The sequence below is a fragment of the Streptomyces sp. NBC_00090 genome (assembly GCF_045160815.1).
Lineage (GTDB): Bacteria > Actinomycetota > Actinomycetes > Streptomycetales > Streptomycetaceae > Streptomyces.
In genome coordinates this window covers 8,303,339-8,316,235 of the sequence record NZ_CP108224.1, presented here as the reverse complement: position 1 = coordinate 8,316,235, position 12,897 = coordinate 8,303,339, and the positions used below count along the sequence as shown (strand labels likewise).

Genomic DNA, 12,897 nt, shown 5'->3' with positions numbered 1-12,897 from the left:
GACGAGACCGACGGCTACGCCAGCGAGGGCGGCGAGGGCAGCGGCGGGAGGGACGGCTCGTACAACCAGGCCGCGAACAGCTCGTCCAGGGGCTCCGCCGCGTAACGGGACACGTGAGTGGTGAAGTCGCGGGTGCTCACCACTCCGTGGCGGTGCACGGTGGCCCAGTCCCGCAGCATGCGGAAGAAGGCCCCGTCACCCAGGGCGCGGCGGATCGCGTGCACGGCCAGTCCCCCGCGCTCGTAGAGGCGGTCGTCGAACATCAGCTTGCGTCCCGGGTCCGCGAGCCGCAGGTCCTGCGGCTGCGAGGCCAGCATCCGGTGGGCGGAGACCGCCAGCGCGTGCGCCGTGCGGCCGCCGGAGCGCTCGGACCAGAGCCATTCGGCGTACTTCGCGAAGCCCTCGTTGAGCCAGATGTGCCGCCAGTCGGCGATGGTCACGCTGTTGCCGAACCACTGGTGCGCGAGCTCGTGGGCGATCAGGCGCTCCGAACCCCGAGCGCCGTCCACGTGGTTGACGCCGAACAGGGAGAGGCCCTGGGCCTCCACCGGGACGTCCAGCTCCTCGTCGGCCACGACCACCGCGTACTCGCCGAAGGGATACTGCCCGAACAGTTCCTCGAACAGCTGCATCATGGCCGGCTGACGGGCGAAGTCGCGGGAGAAGCGCGCGAGGAGGTGCGCCGGCACGTGGGCGCTCTGCGGCACACCGCCGAGCCCCGGGTCGCCGAGCAGCACCGTGTGGTGCATGCCGATGGAGAGGCCGACCAGATAGCTGGAGGTCGGCGCGGGCTGCTCGTACACCCAGGTGGTCGTGGAGGCCTTCGTCGTGCGGGTGAGGAGCCGTCCACCGGCCACCACGGTGTAGGCGGACGGTGTGTTGACCGAGATCTGGTACGAGGCCTTGTCCGCCGGGCGGTCGTTGCAGGGGTACCAGGAGGGCGCGCCGACCGGCTGGCTGGCCACCAGCGCGCCGTCGGTGAGCTCCTCCCAGCCGAGGCCTCCCCAGGGGCTGCGCACCGGCTTGGGGTTGCCCGCCCAGTGCACCTCCACCGTGAAGGCGGCGCCGGCCGGCAGCGGCTTGACCGGCCGGACGCGGAGCTTGCCGCCCCGGTGGGAGTAGAGCGGCGCCCGGCCGTCCACCAGGACCCGGCCGACCTTGAACTCGGCCAGGTTGAGGTGGAACTCGGTGAGCGGCGCGCGTCCGGCGATCACGCTGAGCCGGGCCGTCCCGGCCAGCCGGTTGGGGCCGGGACGGTACTCCAGGGCGATCTCGTACCGGTGCACCCGGTAGCGGGAGTCACCGCTGGCCGGAAAGTACGGGTCCGATGCCCCTGCCTGCTGGCCGCTCACTGCCGCTTCCGCTCCCTGCGCTGTGCTGTGCTCGTACGCCGTGGCCCCCTTCAGGACCGCCACGCCTCGATCGGATTGCCCAGCCAGCGGGAGTCGGCGGGGACGGATTCCCCGGCCATCACGAGAGAGGCGGGACCCAGTGTGCTGCGGGCCCCGACCGTGCTCCCCGGGAGGACGATTCCGCCCGGACCCAGGGTGGCGCCCTCACGGAGGACCACAGTATCCGTCCTCAAGATCCGGTCGTGGAAGAGGTGCGTCTGCAAGACACAACCGCGGTTCACGCTGACGGCATCACCCAGCACCACCAGGTCGGTCTCCGGCAGCCAGTAGCTCTCGCACCACGCGCCCCGGCCGATCCGGGCCCCGAGCCCGCGGAGCCAGAGGGTCAGCAGCGGAGTGCCGGGCACCGAGCCGACCAGCCAGGGCACGGCCAGGACCTCGACGAAGGTGTCGGCCAGTTCGTTGCGCCACACGAAGCCGCTCCACAGCGGGTGCTCGCCCGTCCTGTGCCGGCCCACCAGGAGCCACTTCGCGGCCATGGAGACCAGGCACGCGGCCGCCCCGGCGGCGAGCAGGGTCACCCCGGACAGCAGCGCGGCTCCCCAGAGGCCGGAACCGCTCGCCGCGGCCAGCGCGCAGAGCGCCGCCACGGTCAGGACGGCCAGCGCGGCCGAGCAGAACACGGGGACGAGCCGGCACAGCTCCACCAGACCCCGCGCCCACAGCAGGCGTGCGGGCGGGTCGTACGTCCGGCTCCGGTCGGCGTCGGCGGCGGACCGCGGCAGCCGCACCGGTGGCAGGCCCAGGTACGAGCTGCCCTTCTTGGCCTTCTTCGGGGTGGCGGACAGGACGCCGACGAGCCCGTCGTCCGGCACGGTCCGCCCCGGCGCGGTCATGCCCGAGTTGCCGAGGAACGCCCGCCGGCCGATCTCGGAGTGCCCGATCCGCACCCAGCCACCGCCCAGTTCGTACGGTGCGGTCAGGGTGTCGTCGGCGAGGAACGCGCCGTCGCCCACGGTGGTGAGGCTGGGCAGCGCGAGGACCGTGGACACCTCGGCGCCGCGCCCGATCCTCATCCCGAGCAGCCGCAGCCACACCGGGGTGATCAGCCCGGCGTACAGCGGGAAGAGGGTCTCCCGCGAGAGATCCATCAGCTGGGTCACCGTCCAGGCCTGCCAGCCGACCCGGCTGTGCGTCGGGTGGATCCCGGTCCGCAGCCCGACGCTGAGCAGCCGTACGGAGACCAGCAGGAGCAGCGCGTACGCGAACCCGAAGGCGAGCGCCCCGGGCACGACGGCGAGCAGCGCACCGCGCAGCGCCTCGGCGAGCCCGGCGTCGGCCGGTACGAACCGGCTCGCCACGAGCAGGGCGGGCAGCGCGGCGAGCACGGGCAGGGCGGTGAGGCCGAAGCCGGCCGCTCCGTACAGGGCACGCCAGTGGAAGGCACGCGGCGGGCGCTCCTTGGGCCAGTTCCGCTTGGCCTTGCCGAGCTTGCCCGCGGGCGCTCCGGCCCAGCGCTGGCCGGTCGGGATCTGTCCGACCACCGCGGATCCGGGCGCCACTTCGGCCCGCTTGCCGACCCGCGCGCCGGGGAAGAGGATGCTGCGGGTGCCGACCACGGCGCCCGCGCCGACCTTGACCGGGCCGATCTCCAGGCGGTCGCCGTCGAGCCAGTGCCCGGAGAGGTCCACCTCGGACTCCACGGCACAGCCTCGGCCGAGCTTGAGCATGCCGGTGACCGGGGGCAGGGAGTGCAGGTCCACGTCGGGGCCGATCCTGGCGCCGAGAGCGCGCGCGTACCGCTCGAGCCAGGATCCGGTGAGCGAGGTGGCGCCGGCGAACTCGGCGAGCCGCTCGGCCGTCCACAGCCTCAGATGGACGCTCCCGCCGCGCGGGTACCGTCCCGCCTTCACTCCGCGCAGCAGCAGGCGCGCGCCGCCCGCGGCGATCGCGAGGCGGCCGGGCGGGCTGTGGAGCACGGCCGCACCGGCGGCGACGAGCCACCACGAAGCGGTCGGCGCCCACGGGTAGGGACCGAACCAGTGCAGGACGTTGCCCAGGGCCAGCAGGGACACCGTCCAGCGCAGACCGACGAGGGTGTACAGCGGGAGGAGCAGGAGCGACTGCACCACCTGGGAGCTCAGCGGAACCGGCGCCACCGTCCGGGCGACGCCGTCGTCCTGGACGAACTTCTCCAGCCTCCTGGCCAGCTTGCGCAGGGTGGGCTGCTGGTAGATGTCGAAGACGGCCGCGCTCGGGTAGCGGGTGCGCAGCCGGGTGGTGAGCTGGGCGGCGGCGAGGCTGTTGCCGCCGATCGCGAAGAAGTCGTCGGCGGGGCCGGTGACGGTCACGCCGAGGATCTCGCTCCACTGCTCGGCCAGCCACGCCTCCGTGCCGTACAGCTGCTCGGCGGGGCCGGTGGTCTCCAGTTCGGGCAGCGGCCAGGGCAGGGCGTTCCGGTCCACCTTGCCGGAGGTGCGGGTCGGCAGTTCGTCGACCGGTGCGAGCAGCGGCACGAGGGCCGCGGGCAGTTCGGCGCGCAGCCGCTCGACCGCCGCCGCGTGGTCCCAGCCCTCCTGGGTGACCAGGTAGCCGACGAGCAGCTGGTTCCCGCCGCGGGCCGTACGCACGGCCGCGGCGGCGCCGGCGACGCCGGGCAGGGCGTGCAGTGCGGCGTCCACCTCGCCCAACTCGATCCGCCGGCCGCCGAGCTTGATCTGCTCGTCGGCGCGGCCGAGGAAGACCAGCCCCTCCGGCTCCGCGCGGACGAGATCGCCGCTGCGGTAGGCGCGCTGCCAGCCGAGGGACTCCAGGGGGGCGTACTTCTCGGCGTCCTTCTCGGCGTCGAGGTAGCGGGCGAGACCGACGCCGCCGATCACGAGCTGGCCGCTGCCGCCCATGGGCACCGGCTCGTCGGACTCGTCGACGACGGCCAGTTCCCAGCCGTCGAGCGGGAGACCGATCCGGATCGGCTCCTCGCCGGTGAGGAGGGAGGCGCAGCTGACGACGGTGGCCTCGGTGGGACCGTAGGTGTTCCACACCTCGCGGCCCTCGGTGACCAGACGCTGGGTCAGCTCGGGCGGGCAGGCCTCGCCGCCGAAGATCAGCAGCCGGACCTCGTCGAGGGTCTCGGGCTCCCAGAGCGCGGCCAGCGTGGGCACGGTGGAGACGACCGTGATCTCCTGCTCCAGCAGCCAGGGGCCGAGGTCGGCGCCGCTGCGGACCAGGGAGCGGGGTACGGGCACGAGGCAGGCGCCGTAGCGCCAGGCGAGCCACATCTCCTCGCAGGAGGCGTCGAAGGCGACGGACAGCCCGGCCATGACCCGGTCGCCGGGGCCGATGGGGTCGTCGGTGAGGAAGAGCGCGGCCTCGGCGTCCACGAAGGCGGCGGCGCTGCGGTGGCTGACGGCGACGCCCTTGGGCCTGCCGGTGGAGCCGGAGGTGAAGATGATCCAGGCGTCGTGCTCGGGGCCTGGTCGCGCGGCGCCCGGCCGCGCGCCGCCGTCGCGGTGCTCGGCGTCGATGGCGTCGATGGCCTCTGTGGCGTCTGTGGCATCGATGGCGTGGAAGGCGTCGATGCGCTCCTCGGCGCCCAGCACGGCCCGTACCCCCGCCTCGCCGAAGACCAGCTCGGCCCGCTCGTCGGGGTCCTCGGCGTCGACCGGCACATAGGCGGCGCCCGCGGCGAGCACGGCGAGGACCGCAACGTACAGCTCGTTCCTCCCGGACGGCACACGGACGCCGACCCGGTCACCGAGTCCCACCCCGGCGGCCGCGAGGGCGCGCCGGCGCCGCTCGACCTCGGCGGCCAGCGCCCGGTAGGTCAGCTGCTCGGTCCCGTCGTCCAGGGCGAGTTCGTCGGGGTACGCCCGTACGGATGCCTCGAAGACGTCGACCAGGGTGCGCATCGGTGCGGCGGGTCCGGCGGTGAACCGGGCGGACTTGCCGGATTCCTCGGGCGACTCCCTTTCGTCCAGCAGAGTGTCTTCACCGCGCTCAGGTGTGGCTGCCATCGGCCCTCGCGTCTCGCTCCCGGGAACGTCCGGGTCGCCCGCGGAGCCCGGGTTTGCCCAGGTTGTTCCGCTCAGGCGCCAAACAGCCCGTCAGTCTAGTGCGTCAACAACGAAATCCTCGGCTACGCCTTGCGCGTGGCCGGGAGGGAACGGTATTGGGCCGGGGAGCGGGGACCGGGAAAACCGGTTGTCCGCACTCCGGGGGGCTCCTAGTGTCACGTCCATCGGCGTGTAGCTCAGTCAGGAGAGCACCGGGCTCTGGACCCGGAGGGCGCAGGGGCGGAACCTGCCACGTCGGCTTATGGATGACGACGCTGAGCAGCAGCACTCGACCGGATCCGGCACCTCCACGGCCTACCCGCAGGGGCAGCTGGCCCGGGCCCTTCTGACCTCGTACACCCACGGCGACGCCGAGACCCGGCGCCGGGCCGCGAGCCGTGCCGGGCGTTGGCGTTCCGTACTCGCCGGAATGGCCGAGGGCCGGCTGGCGATCGGCTCCCGCACCCCGGTGGCCGGGCTCCCCGCCTGGGTCACCCCGGAGGTCGTCCGGGGTGGTTTCGCCACCTCGGCCGCGAGCGCCGAGGGCCCGCTCCAGCCGTACGAGCGCGAGCTCGCGGTCCGGGCGGGGGTGCCCGCCGAGCGCGCGGCGCTCTTCGCGCACTGCCTCACCGACGCGGGCCTGGAGCGGCTGTACGGCCTGCTCGACAGCGGCCGCTACGAGATCACCGTGCCCGAGGAGGGCGCCCTGCTCACCGTCGCGTGGCTGGCCCGCGCCGGGGACATCGAGCGGGCGGTGGAGCTCGTCGACGTACTCGAACCGTTCGCCGGCCGACTGCGCTTCACGCCCCGGCCCGGCACGCAGCCCACCGCGGACGCCCCCGCCGTGCACCGCCGGACCGTCGGCGACGCCGGTGCGTCGCTGGCGCGGCGGAGGCCCAACCCCGCGGTGGAGGCCCAGACCGAGGCGCTGACCGTCTGGCAGCCGTTCGGCGACGAACTGCTCTCGCACTGGCTGGAGACGGCCGGCGACGGCCGGGTGCCGGAGACCGTCGGGGACGGCCGGACGCCGGAGGCCTTCGGAGACGGCCGGGTGACGGCCCTCGGGCCGGACGACGCCTGGCGGGAGCGCGGCGCTGCCCTGCTGCTCCGGTACCGGGACCTCGCCGCCGCCCACCCGCGCTGTACCAAGCACCGCGATCCGAAGGAGAACCTGGGCATTCTGCGGGGCGCCCTGGAGGAGACCGTCGCCGGTCGGCCGCTGGACGCCCGCCGGCTCGGGCTGCTGCGGCACGCGGTGGATTCGATGGTGCGGCGCCGGGGCCTGCCGGGTTCGGGGCGGCACACGGAGCTGCGCACCCGGCAGGCGGCTCAGGCGGCCGCGCCCTCGTACCACGCGCTCGCGCAGGTGGTGCTGCGCCGGTTGTCCGGGCTTCCGCAGGACGTGGGGGTGGCCGACGTGGCGCCGCTGGTCGCGGACGTCTCGGCGCGCGAGGCGGCGGAGTCGGGGCTGCCCGTCGGCGCGGCGGTCCCGGCGGCGGTCCGGCAGGTGGTGGAGGCCGCGCTGAGCGCGCCGATCGAAACGCTCGTGGAGCGCGGGGTGGTGCCCTCGGCGGAGGTCCTGGCCGAGCTGGTGCCGCAGCTGGTCGCCGCGACGAGTGCGCTGGCCTACCCGGACGAGGCACTGCGGACGCTGATGTCCGCGCACTACCGGGCGTTCCGCAACCGCCGGTCGCTGCTCCTGCTCGATCTCGCTCAGCAGGTACGCGTCGACGAGCTGCCCTGGGTGCGAGCGGTCTCGGGACATCGCGCGGACAAGGACGGCCGGGAGCCCGCGGGCGCCGCGCTGCGCCGGCTCGGTGAGCTGGCCGTGCAGGCGTTCCCCGGCACGCTGCTGCCCAACCCGCTCGTCCGCGAACTCGGCGTGCTCGCACGGCAGGCGGATGTGGGGGCGCCGCTCGTGGAGGAGCTGGCGGCGGACATCTTCATGGGCGCCTTCTCGCCGAAGTTCCTCACGGCGGCCCAGGTCGCCGGGGAGCTGCTCGGCGGCACGCTGTACGAGCGCTACTACGCCGTCGACTACGCCGCGGTCCACGAGCTCGCGATCGTCGAGGCCGACGCGGCGCGGGCCCGAGGCGACCGGCCGCGTACCTCTCCCGGTTTCGCGAAGCTGTGCGCCGAGCGCGCCGGCGACTCGGGGGGCTGGTCGGTGGCGGCCAACGGCATGGTGATCGAGCAGGCCCAGATCCTCACGACCCACAACCTGGCCACCCTGGCCGGCCCGATCGGCATCAGCCCCGCGCCCGGCTGGGACGACCTGGCCCTGCGAAGCTTCGCCACCGTGTGCCGGCTGGCCGAGCGGCTGCCCCACCATCCCCGCCCGCTGTCCACCATCAAGGACGCGGCCTACGCCTGGCGCCACATGGTGTTCCACCTGTCGCTCTGTGGAGGTGAGGAGCAGGCGCGGGCGATCGCCCGGCTCGACGAGGAGGCGGCCCGGCACCCCGCCCATGTCGCGGCCCGTCTCGCCCCGGCCCTGACCGGCCTGCGGCAGGCCGCGGCGGGTGGCTCGGCGGATTCGGGCACCGGCCGCCGCTTCCTCGGCTGGACCACGGGACCGCACTGGTTCGGCCGGGCTCCCACGGTCTGACACGTCTCCCGGGCGTGACGGGGCCCGGCCGGAGGGCGTCCGAGGCGGTGCCTGGTGCGGGTGCGGTGGCCGGTGGGTGCCCGATGGGCGGGCCGCTACCGTTCCGGTGTGCTGCCGCGTACGACCCGCTCCGCGGGGAGCAGCAGCCCGTCCGCCGGGATGGTGGCGGGGTCTTCGACGGCGGCGATCAGCCGGGTGACGAGGGCGTGGGCGATGCCGGCCAGGGGCAGACGCACGCTGCTGAGCGGGGGCTGGAGGAGCGTACAGAGCGGTATGTCGTTGAAGCCGGTGACGGCGACGTCGTCGCCGACGGTGAGGCCCGCCGCGCGAACGGCCTGGTAGGCGGTCAGGGCGAGCCAGTCGCTCGCGCAGACCAGCGCGGTGGGGCGGTCGGGGCCGATGAGCAGCCGCTGTACGGCATGGGCGAGCGCGGCCGGGTCGTCGTCGGGGACGCCGACCTCGAAGGCGCCGTCGGGGGCGGCCGCGGCGGCCTGCAGGAAACCGGACCTGCGGTCGGCGAGCCAGGGCAGGGAGGCTGCGGAGTTGACGTAGCAGATCCGGCGGTGGCCCTGGTCGAGCAGGAGTCCGACCAGGTCGGCGGTGGCGGCGACGGAGTCGATGTCCACCCAGTTCTGCGGGCGGCCGGGGGCGGTCCGCCCGAAGGCGGCGAACGGGAACCCGGCCTCGGTCAGCGCGTCGACGCGGGGGTCGTCGTGGATGACGTCGGAGAGGACGAATCCGTCGACCTGACGGGCCGCGATCAGGCCGTTGAAGGACTTGGCGACCGCGCCGGCACCCTGCTGGGGATCGCAGCGGAACACCAGGATGCGGTGGCCGACCGCGTCCGCGGCGGTCACCAGGGCCTGGAGGAAGCCGCCCATCAGGGGGTTGGGGTCGGCGGGGTTGTCGGCGGGGGCGGGGTAGCCGATGACCTTGCGGGTGCCGGTGCGCAGGCTGCGGGCGGACTGGTCGGGCTGGTAGCCGAGTTCGTCGATGGCGGCCGTGACCCGGGCGAGGGTGCTGGCGCGCAGCCGGTGGGGGGCGTTGAGGGCGTTCGAGACGGTCTGGCGGGACACTCCCGCCGTGCGTGCGACGTCCTCGATGGTCACCTGTCGAGCGGTCATCGTTCCTCTGTCGGCTGTCGGCGGCGGGCTGTGGGCGGCGGGCGGCCGCCCACAGCCCCCGGTCGTCAGTGCTCGCGGGTCAGGGTGAGCAGGCCGCCGGTCGGCACGGTCACCGGGTTCGCCCCGGCGACGAGGTCGAGCACGGTCTCGGACAGGATCTCACCACGGCAGTCCTGGACGCGGGCGAGGGCCCGTTCCGGCCGGGTGGTGGTCAGCAACACGACGGGGTCGCCGTCCGCGTTGGCGACGAGCAGGGTCTGCGCGCCGTCCGTGGCGTTCCGGTCCGGGAGGGCGACGGGCAGCGGCGCGTAGCGGGCGACCACGGTGGTGCGGTCGTCGCCGGCGCGGACCAGGGGGTAGCCGAGGTCCGGGCGCGCGGGTTCCAGGGATCCGAGCTGGAGGACTTCGGCGTACCTGCGGAAGACGCCGAGCCAGAAGCGCAGGGTGGCGAGCTGGTCGGGGGTCTGGGCGGCGAGGTCGACGGAGATCTGCGGCACCGAGAAGAGCGCGTTGACGAGGTGGACGGCGACGGACTCGGGCGTCTCGGCGGAGTTCCACATGATCATGTCGGCGTGGACGGCGAGCGGGCCCGCGGTGAGCCGGCAGTCGACGATGCGCTGGCGGTTCTCGGCGGGGCTGAGCGGGCAGTCGACGGTGCGGACCATGGTGGCGTACGGCCGGAGGCCGGGGCTGACGTACGGCTGGCGGTGCTCGACGATCACGTCGGGCCGGGTGCGGCGCAGTCGGGCGTCGAGGTCGGCGAGGAGTCGGCGTACGCCTTCGTGGATGGTGTCGTGGTCCGCGCCGGCGGGCGCGGGCGGCACGTCGGCGACGGCGAAGAGGTCGATGAAGTCGAGCTTCACGCCGTCCATGTCCCACTCCTCGACGGCGCGGGAGATCTTCTCGATCAGGTGGGAGCGGACCTCGGGGTGGCGGGGGTCGAGCACGGCCGCGTCCAGCTGCGGCACCTCGCGCAGGATCATGCCCTTGAAGCGGTCCCAGGCGTCGTTGTGCCGGCCGATGAACGGCACCGCGTACCAGAGGAGGTAGGCGAGACCGAGCCGGTGGACCTCGGCGACGTGCGCCGCGAGGTCGGGGAAGGCCGCCGTGTTGGGCTCCCAGTCGCCGCAGTGGCCGTAGCCGCGGGTGCGGTCGGCGGTCTGCCAGCCGTCGTCGACGATGATGCTCTCCATGCCGAGGCCGGCGGCGAGGGCGGCCTGGCGTTCGACGACGGTGGCATCGACGTTCTGATGGAGGCTGTACCAGGTGGAGTACGCGGGCATCCGCGCGGCGGGGGCGACGCCGGGATGCTGCTGCCCCTCGCCCCACCAGTCGCTGACGGCCTGCAGGGTGGCGGCGAAGTGACGGCCGCCGATGTCGATGCGCAAGCGCATCGGCGGCCCGTCCGGGGTGAGCTCCTGCTCGACGGTGAAGGCGAACTCGCCGCTCTCCTCCACCACGCCGGCGCCGACGCGTACCGGCGCGGCCGTCTCCCCCGCGGCGGCGGTGCACAGGGCGCGGTCGTGGGTGCCGACCAGGCTGGCGACGGGGGCGCCCAGGGCCAGCGACACGGTCCGGGGGACGATCCAGGACTGCGGCAGCCAGCGGGAGGCGTTGGTGTCCGGGGTCCAGTAGGCGGTGGCCCCGACGCACGGGACCCGCCATTCGGCGCGGACGGTGACCGGCTCCGCCGCGGTGACCTCGATCAGGGCCACGCCGCCGTCGACTCGGGTGACGGCGCTCTCCCACCGGTCGCCGCCGAGGCCGGTGAAGTGGACGGTGAGCGGGGCTCCGGTGGAGTGGAGCAGGCCGGTGGCGAGCTGCCGGTGGACGACGGTGCCGGGAGTCTCCCCGGTCGGCGCGTTCGGACGCCAGGCCGGGACGGGCTGCTGGGGGGCGGGCTCCGGTGCGGCGGCGTCCGGTGCGGAGGCGTCCGGTGCGGTGGTCACGGTGGTCACTCCTTGGTGGCCCCGGCCAGCAGGCCGGAGATGAACTGGCGTTGCAGGACGAGGAAGAGGGCCATCACGGGGATCGCGGCGATGGCGCCGGCGAGCAGGACCTGCGCGTAGTTGGTGGTCGCGAGGCCCTGGAGGGTGGCGGTGGCCACGGGCAGCGTGTACATCTCGGGGCTGCGCAGCGCGATCAGCGGCCAGACGAACTGGTTCCAGCCGCCGAGGAAGACGAACAGCGCGAGCGCCGCGATGATCGGCCGGTTGACGGGAATGACGATCCGCCACAGCACCCGCAGTTCGCCGGCGCCGTCGACGCGGGCCGCGTCCAGGAGCTCGTCGGGCATGGACCGCAGCGACTGCCGCATCAGGAAGATGCCGAACGGGGTGACGAGGCCGGGCAGGATCACGGACTGGTAGCTGTCGATCAGGCCCAGTTCCATCATCATCTGGAAGATCGGGATCAGCATCACCGTGTCGGGGATGACCAGGGTGCTGAGCAGCAGGACGAAGAACAGGTTGCGCCCGCGGAAGTCGAACTTGGCGAAGGCGTAACCGGCCAGGACGGAGACGACCACCGCGCCGACGGTCTGGACGCCCGCCACCAGGACGGTGTTGAAGAGGACGCGGGTGAGGCCTATGGACTCCTGGAGACCTTGGAGGTTCTCCATGAGGTGGCCGCCGGGCAGCAGCTTCGGCGGCCAGGAGAACACGTCCTTGTCGTCCTGGGTGGCGGCCATGGCGAGCCAGTAGAAGGGTCCGACGCAGAGCCCGAAGGCGCCCGCGAGCAGCAGGGTGAGGAACAGGCCGCGGGGCTTCATCGGCGCTCTCCCATCAGGCGGACCTGGAGGATGCCGAGTACGGACACGATCAGCGCCAGCGCGTAGGCGAGGGCCGAGGCGTAGCCGAAGTCGAAGTACTTGAAGCCGTTGTTGTAGAGGTACATGGTGACCGTGAGGGTGGCGTTGTCGGGGCCGCCGCCGGTGAGGACGTACGGCTCGTCGAAGAGCTGCAGGGTGCCGATGGTGGAGAGCACCACGGTGAGGAGGAGGATCGGCCGCAGCTGGGGAAGGGTGATGGAGAGGAAGCGGCGGACCGGTCCGGCGCCGTCGACCATCGCCGCCTCGTACAGCTCCTTGGGGATGCCCTGCAGTCCGGCGAGGTACATCACCGCGTTGTAGCCGGTGTAGTGCCAGGTGATGACGAGGACGACGCCGACGCGGGCCCAGAAGGAGCTGCCGAGCCAGTTCACCCGGTCGATGCCGAACAGGGAGAGGACCCAGTTCAGCAGTCCGGCGTCGCGGTTGAGGATGACGGAGAACATCACGCCCGCGGCGACCAGGCCGGTCAGCGACGGGACGAAGACGCCGAGTCGCCAGAGCGGGCGCAGCCAGACCTTGGTGGAGTTGAGGCCGAGGGCGACGAGGAGTGCGAGGCCGAGCATCAGCGGCACCTGGACGACCAGGATGAGCGCGGTGTTCTTGAGCGCGGTCCAGAACAGCGGGTCGTTCAGGAGGCGCCGGTAGTTGGCGAGTCCGGCGAACCGCGAGGCGTCGCCGTTGCCGGTGGTGAGACTGATCCAGAACGAGGCGGCGATGGGGTACGCCTTGAAGATCGCGAAGCCCAGGACGGCGGGCATGATCAGCAGGTACGGGACGGAGTCGCGGGTCAGCACCCGGCGCCGGCCCGGGCGGGTGCGGCCGGCACGCCGGTGGCCGGCGCGGCCGGCGGGACCTCCGGTCGCGGGGGCGGTCGCGAGGTCGGTCGCGGGCCCGGTGGCGGGAGCGCGTTCGGATGGGGCGAGGGACATGA

7 protein-coding genes and 1 tRNA gene are annotated in these 12,897 nt (G+C 73.6%); 2 read left to right on the top strand and 6 right to left on the bottom strand.

Annotated elements, in window-relative coordinates:
• Nucleotides 1-14 precede the first annotated feature (14 nt).
• Entirely contained in the window at nucleotides 15-1,352 is a 1,338-nt protein-coding gene (locus tag OG361_RS36955) for a M1 family metallopeptidase (protein ID WP_405862640.1), read from the bottom strand.
• A gap of 50 nt (nucleotides 1,353-1,402) precedes the next feature.
• Nucleotides 1,403-5,365 (bottom strand): Pls/PosA family non-ribosomal peptide synthetase, encoded by a 3,963-nt coding sequence (locus tag OG361_RS36950; RefSeq protein ID WP_405860684.1) that lies wholly within the window; start codon nucleotides 5,363-5,365, stop codon nucleotides 1,403-1,405.
• A 225-nt stretch (nucleotides 5,366-5,590) separates the two neighbouring features.
• Between OG361_RS36950 and OG361_RS36945 the strand changes: the two genes are divergently transcribed.
• Both OG361_RS36945 and OG361_RS36940 read left to right on the top strand, forming a co-directional pair.
• A tRNA-Gln gene (locus OG361_RS36945) sits at nucleotides 5,591-5,663 on the top strand.
• Between the two features lie 3 nt (nucleotides 5,664-5,666).
• A complete protein-coding gene (locus OG361_RS36940; protein WP_405860682.1) occupies nucleotides 5,667-8,012 on the top strand; it encodes a hypothetical protein in 2,346 nt (781 codons plus the stop codon).
• Between the two features lie 95 nt (nucleotides 8,013-8,107).
• Here the strand turns inward: OG361_RS36940 and OG361_RS36935 are convergent, their stop codons facing one another.
• From OG361_RS36935 to OG361_RS36920, 4 genes are all read right to left on the bottom strand, one after another.
• Complete coding sequence (locus tag OG361_RS36935; RefSeq protein ID WP_405860680.1) at nucleotides 8,108-9,136, bottom strand: LacI family DNA-binding transcriptional regulator; 1,029 nt, start codon at nucleotides 9,134-9,136, stop codon at nucleotides 8,108-8,110.
• A gap of 65 nt (nucleotides 9,137-9,201) precedes the next feature.
• Nucleotides 9,202-11,085 carry a glycoside hydrolase family 36 protein gene (locus OG361_RS36930; protein ID WP_405860678.1) on the bottom strand — a complete coding sequence of 628 codons (1,884 nt, stop codon included), beginning with the start codon at nucleotides 11,083-11,085 and terminating at the stop codon, nucleotides 9,202-9,204.
• A 5-nt stretch (nucleotides 11,086-11,090) separates the two neighbouring features.
• The gene (locus OG361_RS36925) at nucleotides 11,091-11,906 is read right to left on the bottom strand and encodes a carbohydrate ABC transporter permease (RefSeq protein ID WP_405860676.1); all 816 of its coding nucleotides are present in this window, start codon (nucleotides 11,904-11,906) and stop codon (nucleotides 11,091-11,093) included.
• A complete protein-coding gene (locus tag OG361_RS36920; RefSeq protein ID WP_405860674.1) occupies nucleotides 11,903-12,895 on the bottom strand; it encodes a carbohydrate ABC transporter permease in 993 nt (330 codons plus the stop codon). Before OG361_RS36920 ends, OG361_RS36925 begins: the two co-directional genes overlap by 4 nt.
• Nucleotides 12,896-12,897: the final 2 nt, after the last annotated feature.

Coding starts and splice junctions, on each gene's coding strand:
- OG361_RS36940 (WP_405860682.1), top strand. CDS start 5,667: ATGGATGACGACGCTGAGCAGCAGCACTCGACCGGATCCGGCACCTCC.
- OG361_RS36925 (WP_405860676.1), bottom strand. CDS start 11,906: ATGAAGCCCCGCGGCCTGTTCCTCACCCTGCTGCTCGCGGGCGCCTTC.
- OG361_RS36920 (WP_405860674.1), bottom strand. CDS start 12,895: ATGTCCCTCGCCCCATCCGAACGCGCTCCCGCCACCGGGCCCGCGACC.
- OG361_RS36935 (WP_405860680.1), bottom strand. CDS start 9,136: ATGACCGCTCGACAGGTGACCATCGAGGACGTCGCACGCACGGCGGGA.
- OG361_RS36950 (WP_405860684.1), bottom strand. CDS start 5,365: ATGGCAGCCACACCTGAGCGCGGTGAAGACACTCTGCTGGACGAAAGG.